Below are 18,647 nucleotides of genomic sequence, written 5' to 3' on the forward strand. Positions count from 1 at the left end.
TTTAAATCTTCAAGTTTTTAAATAATTAGCCGATACCTCGTAGACATCCCCACTTAGCTGACTGAGTGGGACACCGTAAGTTATAGATGCTGTTGATAATTATGAAATACTCATTGCTTTATTTTTGGCTGGTATTTCTTGCCAGTCCGTCGCTCGCCCAGGGGTTGAGCGGCACAATAGATCTAAGCCTGACTATCGTGCCATCTTGTCAGGTGCAATCACCCAATCTAAATGAACACATAGCGAATGCTTCAAAAGTAAATTATCCAAAAATTCAATGTAATAAAGGGAATGGATTGATTACAGAGCCTCGAATCAGCCACTCTTTTATTGCACCAGATGGCGCACTACTTAGCAAAACCAGTACCAGCCCCATGATGCAATTGATTACTGTCGAATGGTAAGATTTAGATGTAAAAAAACCGCAACTCACTAAAGATTGCGGTTTTTTTTATCAAAAATCTGACGATAGATAGATGTATACCCAAAGCCGTTAGTATGGCTATGACTAGAGTGCTGAGGATGAAATCTATTACCCAAAACTATTGGTGCTATAGCATGGCAGCAAACGAATAAATCCCAGTGGGCTGACTGCCATCAGTGGCTCGGGTTAATGGGTGCTGCCAACACAGCTATAGTGCCAAAGATAATGAAGGAGAAATTAGATACTGAAAGAAGAACCGCACCCACAAGTACTCTTCGCATTTGGGTTAGTCACGATAAAACGTGAACCTTCAAGCCCTTCAGTATAATCCACCGCACCACCAACCAGATATTGCAGACTCATTGGATCAACGACCAGTTCAACACCTTGCTTTTCAATGGTCATATCACCATCGTTGATCTGGTCATCAAAAGTAAAGCCATACTGGAACCCGCTGCATCCACCACCGGTAATATAAACCCGCAGTTTCAGATTTGGATTTTCCTCGTCAGAAATCAGCAGTTTAACTTTTTTTGCCGCTGCCTCGGTAAACTGCAGGGGCAGTACTGTTTCGTCGCTCATACTCATTACTCCCAACCGGTGTTCGAGTTGCAGGTTACTACAATGGCAGCCTGATCTGTACCCAATAAACTATAAAAAGATAACGGGCCTATGTATCAATTATCCAATACCTGAGTAATTCATTCAAGTATTGTGGGCTAATGTTACATATTATCTACCTGTTTGAGGCGGTGTTTCAACCACAGGTTGTTGGGTTGCAGCCTCTGCTGCGGCCTGCTCTTGTTTTTGTAATGTGCGGGCTAAGATGGCTGAATACAAGGGTTTTCCCCCCATAAACTGTGCGATTAAGGTCGCCCCCAAGCAAGTCACGATCATCGGCAAAATAAGTTGATAATTATCCGTCATTTCCAGCACCAACACGATCCCGGTTAAAGGCGCACGTACTGAGGCCGCAAACAACGCCCCCATTCCGGCTATTGCAAAAGTACCTGCATCAATACCGTATTGCGGGAAAAAGTGAGCGCAAGATAAACCAAAGGCAGTCCCCAGAATGGTCCCCAAAGCCAACATAGGGGCAAATATCCCCCCCGGCGCACCCGAACCAAAGCACAGTAAGGTAGTAATCACTCTGGCAATAAAAATAAGGAGCAACATACCAATACTGAAATTACCGGCCACCGCAATAGGGATTAATGCAAACCCCCCACCTACCGCTTCGCCATGGATCAAGGCCAATAAACCACACATGCCCCCTAGCAGACCGCCCACCAATACCAGTTTGCGCCAATCACCACCATGGAAACGCATGAACATATCTTGAGTGCGAAATATCAATGCATTGAATACCACTCCGACAACGCCAAAAATAATACCCAGTAACAAAAAGAGCCATAAGGTATCTAGCGAGACATCACTGAGTTTACCCACATCAATAATTGCTCGTTCGCCATTGAAATAGCGGTAAACAATAGTAGAGGTAATAACGCCGACGAACACTGCTTTGATTGAGACGAGGCTGTAGCGGAACTGGGAACGCATTTCTTCAATAACGAACAAAATACCCGCTAGCGGAGCATTAAATGCCGCAGACAGACCCGCCGCCGCACCAGTTGCCAATAGTGAGTGACGCGCTTCCGGGCTACGCAGACGGAAAATATCGACAATCATCCGTCCACTGTTCCCCCCCATTTGCACCATCGGGCCTTCACGACCTAGCACCATCCCAGCCCCTAACGTACCCAGGCCACCAATAAACTTAACCGGAATAACCCGCCACCAGCGAACCGGGCGCATCTCTTCCATCGCCCCTTCTATTTCTGGAATTCCCGAACCTCCAGCCTCTGGAGCAAAGCGGCGCACCAAAAAATAGCCCACCATCGCCAGTAATGCCGACATAATAAATGCCAATGGCCAGACTAAAATTGCGTTATCCGCGACCTTAGCCAAGGTTGCTAGCCTTTGTTGCGTGATCCAATCGACGCCACGATCGAATGCGACGCCCAACAACCCGGTCACAATCCCGACAACACCCGCCATAATAAGGATAACTAAGGGAGTTGTGTCGCGGTTAACCAGTGCATGAATAAAGCGGCCACGTTTAAGCTCTGAAATGCTTTCAGCAGGTATATTTTGCGTTGAATCAGTCATGGTTTATATGCTTATTAGTTAAAGAATAAGTAATACAAATACCCTAGTAACCTGATTCTAGCCTACCCAATCAGAATGCGCCTACTTAAACGCCGATAAAACACGCTGGTTTTAGCAGTAACTTACACCTTGATCTGCGGCACATCGCGCAAGCTAACAGTTAAATATGCCCAATCATTTGATAACCGTAGCCAGTTCTTTAGAATAAGCAGCATTGTTTATTTTCAAGGCCGATGTTAACAACACTAATATCGCCAAGCCTAATTTAGGAGCCAGTTTATGAGTAAATCCGAAAGTCTGTATGCTCAGGCAAAACAGTTGATCCCAGGCGGGGTTAACTCTCCGGTGCGTGCATTCACCGGTGTCGGTGGCGTCCCATTATTTATTGAACGTGCTGATGGCGCTTATCTGTTTGATGTGGATGGTAAAGCCTATATTGATTATGTAGGTTCTTGGGGGCCAATGGTCTTGGGTCATAACCACCCGGCGATTCGCCAAGCCGTGATTGAAGCAGTCGAGCGCGGCCTAAGCTTTGGTGCCCCCACAGAAATGGAAGTCAAAATGGCTGAGTTGGTGACAAATTTAGTGCCAACAATGGATATGGTGCGCATGGTTAACTCTGGCACCGAAGCGACTATGAGTGCGATTCGTCTGGCCCGAGGCTTTACAGGCCGCGATAAAATTATCAAATTTGAAGGCTGCTATCATGGTCACGCTGATTGTCTGTTGGTTAAAGCGGGGTCCGGCGCTTTGACACTTGGTCAACCTAACTCGCCGGGAGTTCCTGCTGATTTTGCCAAGCACACATTGACTTGCACCTATAACGATCTGGCCTCAGTACGCGAAGCTTTTGAGCAATACCCACAAGACGTCGCCTGTATCATCGTTGAGCCTGTCGCCGGTAATATGAATTGCGTTCCACCACTACCAGAATTCTTGCCGGGCTTGCGCGAGTTATGTGATGAGTTTGGTGCCTTGCTGATTATTGATGAAGTAATGACGGGTTTTCGCGTGGCACTGGCTGGCGCACAAGATTATTACGGCGTCGAACCCGATCTGACTTGTCTGGGTAAAATCATCGGCGGTGGTATGCCCGTCGGTGCATTTGGCGGTCGCCGCGAAGTAATGGATGCGCTGGCACCAACAGGCCCGGTTTATCAAGCAGGGACATTGTCCGGTAACCCCATTGCAATGGCCGCCGGTTTTGCCTGCCTGACAGAGGTTGCTCAGGTCGGTATTCATGAAACCCTGACAGAATTGACTGATTCGCTAGCCAGCGGCCTGCTGCACGCAGCAAAAGCTGAGAATATTCCACTGGTCGTTAACCATGTCGGTGGTATGTTCGGTATATTCTTTACCGATGCAGCAACGGTAACATGCTATCAAGATGTAATGGCTTGCAATGTTGAACGCTTCAAACGCTTCTTCCATTTAATGTTAGAGGAAGGCGTTTATCTGGCACCTTCTGCTTTTGAAGCCGGATTTATGTCAGTGGCACACAGCAAAGAAGATATTCAAAAAACTGTAGATGCTGCTCGCCGCTGCTTCGCTCAGCTCTAATATCAAGAAATATGTTAACCATCACCTGAATCTGGGGAGATGGTTAACATACAATTATATTCACTAGAATTGTATATAGTGAATTTGCTATTGATTAATCTTATAGAGTAATTCAGATGTTTCGATAAAGTGTGAACCACTATCACCGCTACCATTCCAACTAGGTCCAAGAGGAACTGTAGGCATATTAACCTCAACTGGACAATAATTTACTATACTATTTATCACAGGCTGAAAAACCTCTGATAAAACAGTAGAATACCCCATTAAGATATTGATGTTAAATAATAGAGTAATAGCTGAAATTAATAAGCCATAAATTGATATAACTTTAATTACTCCATTCTTGCCAACACTATTAAATCTATAATGATTTCTTGTATAATTTAATTCAGTCATATTATCTCCCTCTAATATAATGACTGCGATATAATTCAAGAATTAATACTTTAAAAGAAATTAACAAACAGATTGTTTAGTTTAACGAGAAATAGATCTGAGTAAATATATAGTCAAGTAGATAATGAATATTAAAAATAACCAAGTAAAGATTTATGGTTATTTTTAACATTATCACATAAGAAATTACACACAATAGTTTTCATCAAATGGATGCTGAATTTAAATAACTGATAAATATAGTTAGCTATTTTATTTTTTTACTATTGTGCTTTTATCGAAATGAATTTTAATCCAGTTATTATGAAAAATACCCAACACCTACCCTATTCAACCGGGTAGGCATTTGTTCATAACACGTGCTCACCGCCCTTGTTTACGCAATAAATAAACAAAATACGGTGCACCAATGAAAGTCGCTAACAGGCCTGCGGGGATCTGATTTGGGAATAGCAGCATCCGACCACACCAATCGGCGAATACCATCAGCAAGCCCCCCAAAATAGCGGCGACCAGCAGTTGTGCAATAGCACGACGAAAGCCCAACATACGGGCCATATGCGGTGCCATCAGACCGACGAAACTTAATGGCCCCACCGTCAATGTCGCTGCAGCCGTCATTGTAGCCGCTAATAACAAGATAGCTAACCGACTCGGGGCGAGCGCCATGCCTAATGCTCTGGCTGTCACGCTGCCTAATGGTAAAATCGCTAACCAGCGACGGCACAGTGGGGTCAACGCGATCAACACTAAAGCAATTAAGCCAGTACTCAGGGCTTGTGGGCCATCCACTGCGTAAGTCGAACCTGAAATCCATGCCAGTAAGCCACGCATACGGGGATCACCACTGGCTAGCAACATAGTAATCACGGTTGTAAAAGCCGTACTCAACGCGATCCCTGCCAATAACATTCTGCCAGGAGAGAAACCGCCCCGTCCGGCAACCACCAAAATCAGCAGCAGCGTGACGGCCGCACCAAGGCTCCCGGCAGGTAATAACCATGCCAGCGCGTTACCGGGCACAATGAACATCATGATAACAACACCAAAAGAGGCACCGGAGCTTATCCCTAAAACTTCAGGGCTGGCCATCGGGTTACCCGTCAGCTTTTGGATTAATGTTCCGGCAACAGCCAGCATCATACCTGCGGCCAGTGCCGCTAATACTCGCGGCCAGCGCCAGTGCAATAAAGCCTGAAGCTCATCGCCAGAAATCCAGTTCCAACCATGACTATCACGACCAAACATCAGCGCCAGTGTTAATCCAGCCAGCAGTAATAGGAGGCCACCACTCACCCACAATGCTAAATGCTGCCGCTCCGCTGGCACATTGTCGCCAAAATCCATGCTTGGAGCCGTTGCGCTGTGCAAGCGCGGCAACAACCACAATAACAGCGGTGCTCCAATCAGAGCCGTTGCAGCGCCCGTTGGGATTTCTCGCCAAACGTTAGTCAGCCACAGAATACTTTGATCCGTAACCCAGAGCAGTAAAGCCCCTAATATCGGAGCCAAAATTAAGCGCTGTGATAGCCGTCTGGCGCCCAAAATTTTTGCCAGCAGCGGGGCAAACAAGCCGATAAAGCCAATCACACCGACCGCATTAACCAACATGGCGCTGAAGATAATTGCCACACCGAGTGCGCCCAGACGAGCTAATGACAATCCTAATCCCAGATTGCGGGCTACGCCGTCATCCAGCCCCAATAAGGTCAGTGGACGAATCAATAATGCAGCCAATACGCCCGTAATAATTAAGCGGGGCAGTAAAAATTGTACGGTACTCCAATCCTGCTGGTTTAGCGCACCACTGCTCCACAGGAACAATCCTTGTAGCTGATCATAATTAAATAGCGCCAGCAAATTACTGACCGCGCTACAGTAAAGACCAAGCACCAGCCCCGCCAGAATCAGGGTAACAGGTGACATCCGTTTGCCCCAAGCCACACCAAAGACCAGCGCACCAATAGTGATACCACCTGCCATCGCCGCCAACTGCCGGGTCAACTCACCACCGGGTAACATCCACAATGTCGCGATGCTCAGACCCAATTGAGCTCCAGCTGCCACCCCCAGCGTAGCGGGTTCGGCCAATGGATTACGCAATACTTGCTGAAACAAAACGCCCACCAACCCCAACCCAGCTCCCGTGAGCAAGGCCACAACCAACCGAGGAAGTTGGCTGTAATGGAATAACATTTGGCGCACATCATCGCTGTCAGGTTGCCATAAAGCAGCCCCCCAGAACGAAGCAGGCAATACTTGGTTAAAATTATGCAGCGTCAGTAGCACGGCAAGCAGCCACAGCAAGCTAAGTAAGCTGGCGGGTAATAGCCAACTTTTGCGTAACGTCTTTGCCATCATGAAGTTTTACCCCAAACCGACTCCAGAAGACGAACAAAGCGCATGGCGGATAATGTCGCGCCATAGAACCATGCTGCGGGTAGTATCTGTAATTGGTTTTGGCGCACAAACGACATGGATTGCCACAATGGTGTATGGCTAACCTGCTGTAACATTTCACTATTACCATGGACAAAACAAATAGCTCGCCTCGGTTTTATGGTGGCTAAACGCTCAATACCCACCACGGTGCTCCCCCAAAGATTGGTCTCACCCTGCCAAGCATTCTTAATGTTCAATTCGTTTAAGACATCCTGGAACAAACTCCCCTGACCAATAACCAGCGCATGGCGAGTATCCAACAGCGAGAACATCAATAACGATGTCTGAGCGTCACCCAAGAAGCGTTGACGAGCAGCTTGCATAAAGTGGTTAAAATCGGCGATGTGCTGCTCTGCTGCGGCTTCCAACCCCAAACGTTGCCCCAATACACGTAACGAGTTTTTCCCCGACGCCAGCGGTGAACTGCCCTCTTGATTAAAAGCAAAACTCATTGAAGGGGCGATAGGTGCCAGTTTTTCCGCAGGTGGGCCAAAGCCTTCAGACATCAGAATCAGTGATGGCGCCATTTGCTGAAGCAACTCCAAATTGGGTTCTGTGCGCAGCCCGACATCAATCACACTGGCGGGCAGTTCTGGCTCTTGCACCCATAACCGATAAGTATGTATATCCGCCACACCATAGGGTGTTACCCCCAAGGCCATCAATAACTCAACGGGCATCCATTCCAGTGCCACCACCCGGTGGCTATCAACTTTAGCTGGATTTGCCGCCCATCCAGGTAATGAATACAACAATGGCGAGAGTGCCAATGCCGTGAGTAGTCTACGCCGAGAATGATCGGGCGCGGTCAAATGGGACTGTTCCATTGATAAATAGGTTTTCATTAATAAACGAAGCTTACCGGCGCACCACCGGCCGGATGCGGTAATATGCCCATCGGAATACCATAAATTTGTTCCAGTATCTCAGATTGCATCAGGCTGTCAGCCGGGCCTTGAGCTATCATCTCACCGCCCCGTAATGCCACTAAATAGTCGCAATAACGGGCTGCCATATTAATATCATGCAGTACCGCAATGACTGTCAGCCCGCGCTCATGACTGAGGCGCTGAATCAGCCCCAACACCTCAACCTGATGAGCAATATCCAGCGCGGAGGTAGGTTCATCAAGCAACAGACAACGGCTGTTTTGTGCGACCATCATTGCCAACCAAGCCCGCTGGCGCTCGCCACCGGACAAACTGTCCACCAGCCGATTTGCCAACGGCTTTAAATCCACCAGTGCAATAGCCTCTTCGACTTGCTCACGGTCTTGCTGACGAAAACGCCCTAACGCGCCGTGCCACGGGTAACGACCAATCGCCACCAACTCACGCACCGTCATCCCTTCCGCAGCGGGCAATTGCTGTGGCAAATAAGCCACTTCACGAGCAAAAGCTTTGCTATCCCATAAGGCTAATGGCACATCATTGAGCAAAGCCTCACCACTAGAAGGTGGTTGATGGCGGCCCAGCATTTTCAAGAGTGTCGATTTACCGGAACCGTTATGCCCGATAAGTCCGCAGACTTTTCCCTGTGGGAAGGTCAATGACAACGGTTGCAATAAGGTTCTGCCGGGAACCGAAAAACTCAGCTCACGGAGTGTAAATATGCTGGATTGGCTTGCCTGTTGGTCCAAGATGGTGCCCTGCGATTAAAATTTAATGGGTGTCGTTGTTAACGAATGCTGTCGTTATTGCAACCCAAACGTTATCGGTAAATAACGAGAAAGTGAATCGAAACGAGAATAATTATCAAAGCAAGTAGTTTATGCGTAACCCACAGCGAACTGCAAGCGCAAAGCCTGCTGATTTCATGGGAGGGAATCGCTAAGACCGAAGCGGAAAGGCACTTATTTTGATGGGCGCAGTAAAGGTTACTGCGCCCAGTGAAACAATATTACTGGCCGAACATATCTTTGATCCAACCCGCGACACCATCGCCATCAGGTTGGCCTTGCTGTGCCGGTTGGGCCGCCTGACACAATCCTTGTGGATTCTCAGTCCAGACCGGAATCGAGCGCATTCCGCCTGCGTCACCACAGACAAAGTTCCCAGCCGAATCAATATTCATCTGGCTGATACCCTCTGGTGGCTGTAATACCAAAGGCAATGGCGTTTGATTTTCAAGATAGCGACGATACAAGGTCAGCGCACCATTGGCACCGGTCAGTTTAGCAGGGCCATTGTTATCACGCCCAACCCAAGCGATCGCCACTTCTTTGCCATCAATACCGGCAAACCAGCTATCACGCAGGTCATTGGTTGTACCGGTTTTCGCCGCTAGATTGTATTTGGAGAATTTCACTGACAGTGAACGCGAGGTCCCACGAGCAACCCCTTGTTGCATAGCATACAGTGTCAGATAAGCCGCCTGCGCAGGCACCATGCGTTCTGCTTGAGGGAAACTCTGATACAGCACAGTACCATCTTCAGCAATCACCGAGCGCACAGCAGATAATGGCGCACGGTTCCCACCACTAGCGATAGTTTGGTATTCCTGTGCCACTTCAACCGGCGTCAGATCGATCGCCCCCAGCAACATCGCTGGAACCGGGTTGATAACGGTTTTAGGGATACCAAGACGTTGTAGCATGGCACTGATTTGATCCAGCCCTACTGACATTCCCAAGTTGACCGTCGGTACGTTCAGCGAGTTCGCCAACGCATCTACCAGCATGACCTGACCACGGAATTGGCGATCGTAGTTTTTCGGTTGCCACGATGAACCATTCGGTAATTTGATTGACAATGGTTGGTCCGACAACCAAGTATTGAGGCGATATTTATCCGGCTCACTCAACGCGGTCAGATAAGTCGGCGGCTTGGCAAGTGACCCCACCAAACGACGTGCCTGCATGGCACGGTTAAAGCCAGCAAATTGCGGCTGCGCCCCTCCGACCATGGCACGAACTTCACCACTGAAGCGGTCGACAATCACCATCGCGGCTTCTAAATCATCCAGATGACGAGCGGCTTTCAACGCCGGAACCCCATCTTCAATGGCTTTTTCTGCCGCATCTTGTGACACCGGGTCTAACGTGGTGAAAATTTTCACACCGGACAAGTCGTTAATCTTGTCACCCAACTTCTGCTGTAGCTCTTGGCGCACCATCTGCATAAAAGCAGGCTGAGGTGTGATAACACCGCCTTTCGGCTGCACACCCAATGGTCGAGCACTGAGCATGGTGTAGAGTTCACCGTCAATCACGCCCTGATTCTGTAACAGACGCAGTACCAGATTACGCCGCTCAAGGGCCAGATTAGGGTTACGCCATGGGTTATACAGTGACGCCCCTTTCACCATCCCCACCAGCATGGCTTGTTGGTCGAGGCTCAGTTCATTCACCGGGCGGCCAAAGTAATACAAACTTGCCAACGGGAAACCGCGAATCTGGTCACTGCCACTTTGCCCAAGATACACTTCGTTCAGGTACAGCTCCAAAATCCGGTCTTTGCTGTAACGATAATCCACCAACAGCGCCATATAGGCTTCGTTAAGTTTACGCCACAGCGAACGCTCGTTGGTCAAAAACAGGTTTTTGACCAGTTGTTGAGTCAGTGTACTGCCCCCCTGCACCGCTTTACCGGCAGTCAGGTTAGCGACCACGGCACGCCCAATAGAATATGGGCTAATACCGTCGTGTTCGTAAAAATGGCGGTCTTCTGTTGCCAGCAAAGTATCAACCAGCAAATCAGGGAAACCGGCTCGCGGCACAAACAGTCGCTGCTCACCATTAGGTGATTGCAGCATAGTGATAAGCTTAGGATCGAGGCGTAAGAAACCGAAATCACGCTGATTATCTAGATTTTGGATCCGCGCCAGTCGATCATCTTTGAAGATCAATCGCGCACGGATCTGGCCCTCTTTAGCATCAGGGAAATCAAACGGTCGGCGCAAGATATCGATACTATCGCCCTGCACTGTGAATTCACCCGGGCGGGTCATCCGTGTCACTTGCCGGTACTGCATCCCCTCCAGCAGGTCTATCATCTCTTTCTTGCTGTAAGACATTCCCGGTTCAAGGTTCACCATGCGGCCATATACGGCGGCGGGGAGTTGCCAAACTTTGCCATCAATGCGGCTGCGAATTTGTGAATCGAGGTATACGCCATAAATAGCCAATACCACCGCACCGACTAGAAACAGTTTGATAAATAAACCAAGCCAACGGCGTTTTTTGCGGGGTGGACGTGATGCTACCTTTCTTGGCATCGGTTCTTCCTCGTCGTCATAGTCATCATCGTCTTGGTCTTCATCATCTAAATAATCTTCGTCTTCGTATTCATCTTCATCACGCCGCCGGCGCAATGGCCGTTTTGGTGCAGCTTTGGGTTGGGCTTTCTTGCCCTTGCGCCCTATTGGCTCGCGGTCATCCCCAGACATGTCTTTCTCTCCACGCGCATTGGCGATTATTGCGGCTTAATGTGTCCCCCTATTTACCGAATAGAAAGGGGAAACATCTGAAATTATTGACTCTTAATCCTACGTATCACTTATCCTGATACTTCTTGGTTCTACGAGTCGGTTTGGTATTGGCGGGATCATCCGGCCAAACATGTTTGGGATAGCGCCCTTTCATCTCTTTTTGCACTTCGCGATATGCTCCCTGCCAGAAAGCGGCTAAATCGCCGGTAATCTGTAATGGGCGATGGGCCGGGGAAAGCAGCTCAAGCACCACAGCTACCCGCCCACTGGCGAGCATTGGGCTTCGCTGCTCACCAAAAACCTCTTGCAAGCGCACCGCCAGCACGGGGGGCCGGTCAACATAATAACGAATGGGCAGGCGGCTCCCCGTCGGCACAGTGTAATGAGTTGGCAGCTCAGTATCCAGCCGTTGACGTAATGACCAGCTTAACAAGCGAGTCAATGCTTCTGAGAGATTGACTTGCCGCAATCCGCGTAAATCCCGCACTCCGGACAACGATGGCTGCAACCACTGTTCAAGTTTACTCAGTAAATTATCGTCATCGACCGCGGGCCATTGCTCTTCAGATAGCCAAAGGCTGGCACAGTGCAGCCGGGTGCGGAGCTGTTCGGCGTGCTCATCCCAATTGAGCACCTGCAACCCTTGCTCGCGAACCCAGTTCAATAGGGCGGATTGCAATGCCTCATCACTCGGTTTTGCCAAAGGCTGTGCTCGCAGAGTCAACCGCCCGATTTGCCAGCGCCGCCAAGCGCGTAATGTGCCTTTGTCCTCATCCCACTCCACCACAGTTTTTTCTTCAACCAGATGAGGTAATTGCTGCGCCAACTGCTCAACATCAATGGGCAGTGCCAATAAAATGCGCGCATCCGGCCCGCTATTGCTTTGTAATAAGCTGGCTGCCACTAACCAAGGCGTACGTGATAGCGCCTCGTCCTGTGCCATTGCAGCCCCCATACCGTTAGCCAATAGATAACGACCATCCTGCCCTCGTGCATTCGCGATACGATCCGGATAAGCCAGCGCCAGTAATTGAGCGGCGAGATAGCTATCAACGCCCCCGACGCGGGCATTAACTCTTTGCGCCAGTTGCTTTGCTCGCCGCTGCCAATGAGGCTGGGGGCGACAGAGCCAATCGTGCAGATCAATCTGACCTGAGCGTGGTGGCTCTTCCAGAATGGCCGCTAACAACGCCGCCGTCGCCAGGGCTTCTGGGCTTTGATCAACAGCAAAGCACAACATGGCGGCCAGACGTGGTTCACACCCTAAACTGGCCATTGCACGCCCTGTGCTGGTGAGCTGACCATTCGAATCGATAGCCCCCAACCGCAGCAATAAATCGCGGGCAACGCAGAGTGCGGCCTGCGGCGGTTGATCCAGCCAACTAAGCTGGCTCGCATCCTGACATCCCCAATTCAGCAGTTCCAACCACAGGCTACATAAATCACTGTTAAGAATTTCAGGTTCGCTGTACTCCGCCGCTCGTTCGGCTTGCTCTTTAGCAAACAGATGCCAGCAAATACCCGGTTCTAACCGCCCGGCACGCCCGGCGCGCTGTGCCATTGAAGCTTGGCTTATCCGCTGGGTCACCAAACGGGTTAGGCCGTTTTTGACATCAAATCGTGCCACCCGTTCCAATCCACTGTCGACCACCAGCCGAATCCCCTCAATCGTCAAACTGGTTTCGGCAATATTGGTCGCCAGCACCACCTTGCGCCGCCCGCTAGGGGCCGGTTGAATGGCTTTCTGCTGTTCGCTGAGTGGCAAAGCGCCGTACAACGGGCAGAGATCCGTGTCGCTGGTGAGCGCCCCCTGTAGCCGCTCCATGACCCGATGAATTTCACCGACGCCGGGCAAAAATAGCAACAAAGAGCCTGAGTGTTCATTCAGCAAACGCTTCACCCGGTTAGCCACTCCATCCTCCAGTCGCTCATGGCTAGATAAAGGTTGAAAGCTACGTTCAACAGGGAAGCTGCGACCAGTGGAAATAATCGCCGGTGCAGATGGCAGCAGTGCAGAAAGGCGTTGGTTATCCAGCGTTGCAGACATTATCAGTAGTTTGAGATCATCACGTAGCCCTTGCTGCACATCCAGTAATAACGCCAATGCTAAGTCAGCCTGCAAACTGCGCTCGTGAAACTCATCGAGAATAACCAAAGATACCCCAGCAAGCTCCGCATCTTGTTGGAGCATCCGCGTGAGGATGCCCTCGGTGACCACTTCCAGTCGTGTATTCGGCCCGCTTTTACTTTCTGCCCGCATGCGATAGCCCACTGTCTGACCCGGTTGTTCACCAAGTTGTTGTGCCAGACGGTGCGCCACATTTTTTGCCGCCAGTCGCCGAGGCTCCAGCATGATAATTCGACCCGTTAGAAACTTGGCATAGTGTAAGATTTGTAGCGGTAACCACGTCGATTTACCGGCACCGGTAGGGGCATGGAGCAACACTTGCGGTGAGGTTTGCAAGGCAGACAATATCTCACTAAGCACTTCACCTACCGGTAAAGCGGCCATCTGCGCCTCACTTTCTCTCTGACTCACCACCACATTCTTCTCCATGCTCTCTACTTTCATCGTCAGCCATTGTAACATCATGGCCGTATAGCGTATTTAGCCGAGTGATTATGCCAATCTGATGATTAATGTCGTTGATAAAAATACCGTTAATAAAACGAAGCCACGCCGCCTATTCTTTGCACTGGCGCTGCCTGAAGACATGCAACAAAACATTGTGCAATGGCGAGCAGATAACTTCCCGCCGGAGGCGGGTCGCCCTATCGCAGCGGCTAATCTTCACCTAACGCTGGCATTTCTTGGGGAGGTCAGTGCGGCTAAAGCGCAGGTATTGCAGCAACTGGCAGGCCGTATAAGTCAGCCTGGTTTTAACATAACGCTGGATGATATAGGCCACTGGCCCGGATCTGGGGTGATATGGCTTGGGTGCAAAAACCCTCCGCGTGGACTATTACAGTTGGCACAGTTGCTACGTTCTCAGGCAGCACGTAGCGGCTGCTACCAAACTCCTCTGCCATTTCACCCTCATGTAACCTTGTTGCGTGGCGCTGTTCGCCCGGTGGCCATACCGGCCAAAACCGCAAATGAAAGTTTCCATGCTAGCCATTTTTCGCTGTATGAATCCGTCTTCGCGCGGGGCCGTACCCGTTATCATCTCGTGCAAAGCTGGCCAATGGCTAGTAGTGAAAGGACATCAGATGCCCTCTAACCCCTTGTTGCTTTCTCATCCTCAATTGCTGTCTTTTCATCCTCGGTTACAACCCGCCACACTTATCCTGCGGTATAAACGCTTTTTAGCTGATATTGTGACGCCCGCCGGAGAAACATTAACTATTCATTGCGCTAATACTGGGGCGATGACCGGTTGCGCCACACCGGGAGATACCGTTTGGTATTCGACCTCGGATAATCCGAAGCGTAAGTATCCCCACAGTTGGGAGTTAACACAGACCCAAACCGGTGATTGGATATGCGTAAATACCTTACGCGCCAATGAGTTAGTCGGATCTGCGATAGAGAATAACCATATAGTTGAATTATCTGGTTACACTTCTGTCAAAAGAGAGATTAAATATGGGGATGAGAACAGCCGTATAGACTTGTTATTGCAGGCAGAAAATAGGTCTAACTGCTATATTGAAGTCAAGTCGGTTACCTTATTACAGCAACAGTGTGGGTATTTCCCGGATGCCGTCACCCTGCGGGGTCAGAAGCATCTCAGGGAGTTACAAAGCATGGTTGCCCACGGTCACCGGGCGGTACTTTTTTTTGCCGTATTGCATACGGGCATCAAGCAAGTCGCTGCGGCCCGACACATTGACAATCGCTATGCCCAATTGCTGTCCCAGGCACAGCAAGCAGGAGTGGAGGTGATTTGCTACGGTTTTCAACTATCGCCTGACGGTATCGCGCTGGACGCTCGTTTACCGTTATTACTGGACGAAACGCTTCATCCATAACGCTTAATAAAGAAGCAACTATTGGGTAAAGCCGCTCGCCAAATACGCCTTCCTTCACACCATTGTCAAGCAGGCGACAGGAATAATTGCCAACCTACCTTCCTTCTGTTATTTATAGCGGCCTGATTTTTCCCCGTATTGGGGATTTCGATAGTGCGTATGAATGTAGGAGAAGCATCATGCAAGAAGGGCAAAAACGTAAAACCTCGTCCTTGAGCATTCTCGCCATCGCTGGGGTAGAGCCGTACCAAGAGAAGCCAGGCGAAGAGTATATGAATGCCGCCCAGCTGTCGCATTTCAAGCTGATTCTTGAAGCATGGCGCAATCAGCTCAGGGATGAAGTGGATCGTACTGTATCGCACATGCAAGACGAAGCTGCTAATTTCCCCGATCCGGTTGACCGTGCCGCGCAGGAAGAAGAGTTTAGTCTTGAACTTCGTAACCGCGACCGTGAGCGTAAACTGATTAAAAAGATCGAGAAGACACTGAAAAAAGTTGAAGATGACGATTTCGGTTTCTGCGAATCTTGTGGCGTCGAGATAGGCATCCGCCGTCTGGAAGCACGACCAACTGCAGATTTGTGCATTGACTGTAAAACTCTAGCCGAAATCCGCGAAAAGCAGATGGCAGGCTAATACAGCAATAATACGGTGCCAGAGTTATTTCTGGTGCCGTATTTTACACGCTGAACTTCCCTTCTCTTTATGTCCAAAAATATCAATACTCATCAAACTGCACATGGGCAGACCCAATATGTGGGCCGTTTTGCGCCGTCACCGTCAGGTGATTTACATTTCGGATCACTGATTGCCGCGCTAGGAAGTTACTTGCAAGCTCGCGCTCAAGGCGGTCGTTGGCTGGTTCGCATCGAAGATATTGACCCTCCCCGCGAAATCCCAGGTGCGGCTGCCCGTATTTTAGCGGCACTAGAGCACTATGGCCTGCATTGGGATGGCCCAGTTGTTTATCAGTCTCAACGTCATGACGCGTATCGCGCCACCTTAGATTGGCTGAAACAACAAGGTCTGAGTTACTACTGCACCTGCACGCGCAGCCGTATTCAGCAGATTGGTGGGTTATACGACGGTTACTGCCGCGAGCGCCATCTCCCCGCGACAGGTGCTGCTATCCGTTTACGACAGACTCAACCGGTTTATTCCTTTTATGATAAATTATTGGGTGAGCTGTATGCCGTGCCAGCCCTAGCAGAAGAAGATTTTATTATTCGTAGGCGGGATGGCCTGTTTGCCTATAATCTTGCTGTAGTGGTTGATGATGCTTTTCAGGGCGTAACCGAGATTGTTCGCGGAGCCGATTTAATTGAACCAACCGTGCGACAGATAGCCCTTTACCAGCAGTTACAGCAACCCGTGCCCGGTTATTTGCATTTGCCACTGGCACTAAACCCGGATGGTAATAAGTTATCTAAGCAAAACCATGCACCGCCACTGCCAAATGGCGATCCGCGGCCCGTTTTGATCGCGGCATTGAAGTTTTTACATCAACCCCTGCCAGAATGCTGGCAAGATCTTGATTTGCCGTTATTATTACGTTTTGCAGTCGAACATTGGACATTGGCTGCAATTCCACTTCAGGGGGCCATCGCTGCCACTGAGAACATAACGGCATTCTCAAAGGAAGCACGGTGAGCTATGATTAGCCGCTGTTTTTCTGTTGTTCTGTTAAATATTGCCACTATCGAGGTGTACCATTTTTACCCGAGTAGCTAATTTCTGCCGTAAGGTACTGATTCGCGATGATAAATCTGCGCGCGATGGCAAAGCTGTCCGTGATGAGACGGCCCGTGATGGTAGTGCCCGTAAAGATAAAGTGCCCGGTGAAGATAACGTGGCCCGCAAAGAAAGAAGGCCTGCCAGAGCGAATTCTGGCCGCAAGAATCAAGCGGGGCCTGCTTCGGAACAAAGTCCAATGACGATTATTCCGCGAGATCAGCACAATATTTCCCGTAGAGATATCAGCGATAATGCGCTGAAGGTTCTCTATCGCCTGAATAAATCAGGTTATGAAGCTTATCTGGTTGGCGGTGGTGTCCGTGACCTATTGCTGGGCAAAAAGCCGAAAGATTTTGATATCACCACCAGCGCTACTCCAGAACAAGTGCGAAAGTTATTCCGTAACTGTCGTCTGGTGGGCCGCCGTTTCCGTCTGGCACACGTCATGTTTGGCCCAGAAATCATTGAAGTGGCGACGTTCCGGGGTCATCACGAACAACAACAAGCGGAAGATAGCGACAAAAACTCTTCCCAGCAGGCACAAAATGGCATGCTGCTGCGTGACAACATTTTCGGCACAATTGAAGATGATGCCCAGCGCCGTGATTTCACTATTAACAGCCTCTACTACGGTATTTCTGATTTTGCGCTGCGCGACTACACCGGCGGTTTACGTGATCTGAAAGAAGGGATTATTCGCCTAATTGGTGATCCTGAAACCCGCTATCGTGAAGATCCCGTGCGGATGCTACGCGCCGTGCGCTTTGCCGCTAAATTGGATATGACGATAAGCCCAGAAACCGCAGAACCGATCCCGCGTCTGGCTTCACTGCTGCACGAGATCCCGCCCGCTCGGCTGTTCGAAGAGTCGCTCAAACTCTTGCAATCAGGTTATGGCTATAAAACTTATTTAAAGTTGTGTGAATACCAGCTTTTCCAACCATTATTTCCGCTGATTGCTCGCAATTTTACAGAGCATCATGACTCACCAATGGAACGCATTCTGGTTCAGGTTCTGAAAAATACTGACCATCGTTTGCATAATGATAAGCGCGTCAATCCAGCATTTTTATTTGCCGCTATGCTTTGGTATCCGTTGATTGAACATGCGCAGAAACTGACGCAAGAAAGTGGCCTGGCTTATTACGATGCTTTTGCATTGGCAATGAATGATGTCCTGGATGAAGAGTGTCGTTCACTGGCCATTCCAAAACGCATTACGTCGTTGGTACGAGATATCTGGCTGCTACAGTTACGCTTGTCACGTCGCCAAGGTAAACGCGCCCACAAGCTGATGGAGCATCCGAAATTCCGTGCCGCTTATGACTTGCTAGTGCTGCGTGCCGAAGTGGAAAATAACCATGAATTGCAACGTCTAGCCCAATGGTGGGGCGAGTTCCAAGAAGCAACGCCACTACAGCAAAAAAATATGTTGAATACGTTAGGAGCGGATCCTGCGCCGCGTCGTTCTCGTCCTCGCCGCCCGCGTAAACCAGCACCACGTAAAGAAGGGGCATAAT

15 protein-coding genes are annotated in these 18,647 nt (G+C 49.5%); 7 read left to right on the forward strand and 8 right to left on the reverse strand.

The features are described 5' to 3' along the window. Positions 1-101: 101 nt before the first annotated feature. Positions 102-404 (forward strand): hypothetical protein, encoded by a 303-nt coding sequence (locus ACIOG0_RS17780; RefSeq protein WP_050100534.1) that lies wholly within the window; start codon positions 102-104, stop codon positions 402-404. Positions 405-661: 257 nt separating this feature from the next. On the opposite strand, the gene erpA is transcribed toward ACIOG0_RS17780, so the two are convergent. Beyond that, entirely contained in the window at positions 662-1,006 is a 345-nt protein-coding gene (gene erpA, locus ACIOG0_RS17785; RefSeq protein WP_004706254.1) for an iron-sulfur cluster insertion protein ErpA, read from the reverse strand. A gap of 150 nt (positions 1,007-1,156) precedes the next feature. Beyond that, positions 1,157-2,593: a H(+)/Cl(-) exchange transporter ClcA gene (gene clcA, locus ACIOG0_RS17790; protein WP_050100395.1), complete on the reverse strand. Its 1,437-nt coding sequence runs from the start codon at positions 2,591-2,593 to the stop codon at positions 1,157-1,159. 279 nt (positions 2,594-2,872) lie between these two features. Between clcA and hemL the strand changes: the two genes are divergently transcribed. After that, positions 2,873-4,153 carry a glutamate-1-semialdehyde 2,1-aminomutase gene (gene hemL, locus ACIOG0_RS17795; protein WP_050100397.1) on the forward strand — a complete coding sequence of 427 codons (1,281 nt, stop codon included), beginning with the start codon at positions 2,873-2,875 and terminating at the stop codon, positions 4,151-4,153. An 87-nt stretch (positions 4,154-4,240) separates the two neighbouring features. Here hemL and ACIOG0_RS17800 read toward each other — a convergent pair whose 3' ends face one another. The 6 genes from ACIOG0_RS17800 to hrpB all read right to left on the reverse strand — a co-directional run bounded on the left by ACIOG0_RS17800 (position 4,241) and on the right by hrpB (position 14,012). Then, positions 4,241-4,552, reverse strand: a complete 312-nt coding sequence (locus ACIOG0_RS17800) for a hypothetical protein (RefSeq protein WP_072087722.1) — start codon at positions 4,550-4,552, stop codon at positions 4,241-4,243. Between the two features lie 363 nt (positions 4,553-4,915). Continuing rightward, positions 4,916-6,913: a Fe(3+)-hydroxamate ABC transporter permease FhuB gene (gene fhuB / locus ACIOG0_RS17805; RefSeq protein WP_072086667.1), complete on the reverse strand. Its 1,998-nt coding sequence runs from the start codon at positions 6,911-6,913 to the stop codon at positions 4,916-4,918. Beyond that, complete coding sequence (gene fhuD / locus ACIOG0_RS17810; protein WP_404704882.1) at positions 6,910-7,821, reverse strand: Fe(3+)-hydroxamate ABC transporter substrate-binding protein FhuD; 912 nt, start codon at positions 7,819-7,821, stop codon at positions 6,910-6,912. The genes fhuB and fhuD overlap by 4 nt, the downstream gene beginning before the upstream one ends. 17 nt (positions 7,822-7,838) lie before the next feature. Beyond that, complete coding sequence (gene fhuC / locus ACIOG0_RS17815) at positions 7,839-8,633, reverse strand: Fe3+-hydroxamate ABC transporter ATP-binding protein FhuC (RefSeq protein WP_050100400.1); 795 nt, start codon at positions 8,631-8,633, stop codon at positions 7,839-7,841. 260 nt (positions 8,634-8,893) lie between these two features. Continuing rightward, positions 8,894-11,380: a bifunctional glycosyl transferase/transpeptidase gene (mrcB, locus tag ACIOG0_RS17820; protein ID WP_050100402.1), complete on the reverse strand. Its 2,487-nt coding sequence runs from the start codon at positions 11,378-11,380 to the stop codon at positions 8,894-8,896. A gap of 106 nt (positions 11,381-11,486) precedes the next feature. Next, positions 11,487-14,012: an ATP-dependent helicase HrpB gene (hrpB, locus tag ACIOG0_RS17825; protein WP_050100404.1), complete on the reverse strand. Its 2,526-nt coding sequence runs from the start codon at positions 14,010-14,012 to the stop codon at positions 11,487-11,489. Between the two features lie 43 nt (positions 14,013-14,055). On the opposite strand from hrpB, the gene thpR reads away from it, so the two are divergent. The 5 genes from thpR to pcnB all read left to right on the forward strand — a co-directional run bounded on the left by thpR (position 14,056) and on the right by pcnB (position 18,646). After that, positions 14,056-14,643: an RNA 2',3'-cyclic phosphodiesterase gene (thpR, locus tag ACIOG0_RS17830; RefSeq protein WP_050100406.1), complete on the forward strand. Its 588-nt coding sequence runs from the start codon at positions 14,056-14,058 to the stop codon at positions 14,641-14,643. After that, positions 14,633-15,394 carry a DNA/RNA nuclease SfsA gene (gene sfsA, locus ACIOG0_RS17835; protein ID WP_050100408.1) on the forward strand — a complete coding sequence of 254 codons (762 nt, stop codon included), beginning with the start codon at positions 14,633-14,635 and terminating at the stop codon, positions 15,392-15,394. Before thpR ends, sfsA begins: the two co-directional genes overlap by 11 nt. Positions 15,395-15,573: 179 nt before the next feature. Beyond that, positions 15,574-16,029, forward strand: a complete 456-nt coding sequence (dksA, locus tag ACIOG0_RS17840; protein ID WP_002209354.1) for an RNA polymerase-binding protein DksA — start codon at positions 15,574-15,576, stop codon at positions 16,027-16,029. Between the two features lie 69 nt (positions 16,030-16,098). Continuing rightward, positions 16,099-17,043, forward strand: coding sequence for a tRNA glutamyl-Q(34) synthetase GluQRS (gene gluQRS / locus ACIOG0_RS17845; protein ID WP_050100410.1), 945 nt, complete (start codon positions 16,099-16,101; stop codon positions 17,041-17,043). Positions 17,044-17,104: 61 nt separating this feature from the next. Then, positions 17,105-18,646, forward strand: a complete 1,542-nt coding sequence (pcnB, locus tag ACIOG0_RS17850) for a polynucleotide adenylyltransferase PcnB (protein WP_072086678.1) — start codon at positions 17,105-17,107, stop codon at positions 18,644-18,646. Position 18,647: the final 1 nt, after the last annotated feature.

Source organism: Yersinia vastinensis, assembly GCF_044905075.1.
Taxonomy (GTDB): Bacteria; Pseudomonadota; Gammaproteobacteria; order Enterobacterales; family Enterobacteriaceae; genus Yersinia; species Yersinia vastinensis.

Excerpts from the sequence above, each read along its gene's own strand:
- ACIOG0_RS17780 (WP_050100534.1), top strand. The coding sequence starts at position 102 with ATGAAATACTCATTGCTTTATTTTTGGCTGGTATTTCTTGCCAGTCCG.
- erpA (WP_004706254.1), bottom strand. The coding sequence starts at position 1,006 with ATGAGCGACGAAACAGTACTGCCCCTGCAGTTTACCGAGGCAGCGGCA.
- clcA (WP_050100395.1), bottom strand. The coding sequence starts at position 2,593 with ATGACTGATTCAACGCAAAATATACCTGCTGAAAGCATTTCAGAGCTT.
- hemL (WP_050100397.1), top strand. The coding sequence starts at position 2,873 with ATGAGTAAATCCGAAAGTCTGTATGCTCAGGCAAAACAGTTGATCCCA.
- ACIOG0_RS17800 (WP_072087722.1), bottom strand. The coding sequence starts at position 4,552 with ATGACTGAATTAAATTATACAAGAAATCATTATAGATTTAATAGTGTT.
- fhuB (WP_072086667.1), bottom strand. The coding sequence starts at position 6,913 with ATGATGGCAAAGACGTTACGCAAAAGTTGGCTATTACCCGCCAGCTTA.
- fhuD (WP_404704882.1), bottom strand. The coding sequence starts at position 7,821 with ATGGAACAGTCCCATTTGACCGCGCCCGATCATTCTCGGCGTAGACTA.
- mrcB (WP_050100402.1), bottom strand. The coding sequence starts at position 11,380 with ATGTCTGGGGATGACCGCGAGCCAATAGGGCGCAAGGGCAAGAAAGCC.
- hrpB (WP_050100404.1), bottom strand. The coding sequence starts at position 14,012 with ATGTTACAATGGCTGACGATGAAAGTAGAGAGCATGGAGAAGAATGTG.
- thpR (WP_050100406.1), top strand. The coding sequence starts at position 14,056 with ATGATTAATGTCGTTGATAAAAATACCGTTAATAAAACGAAGCCACGC.
- sfsA (WP_050100408.1), top strand. The coding sequence starts at position 14,633 with ATGCCCTCTAACCCCTTGTTGCTTTCTCATCCTCAATTGCTGTCTTTT.
- dksA (WP_002209354.1), top strand. The coding sequence starts at position 15,574 with ATGCAAGAAGGGCAAAAACGTAAAACCTCGTCCTTGAGCATTCTCGCC.
- gluQRS (WP_050100410.1), top strand. The coding sequence starts at position 16,099 with ATGTCCAAAAATATCAATACTCATCAAACTGCACATGGGCAGACCCAA.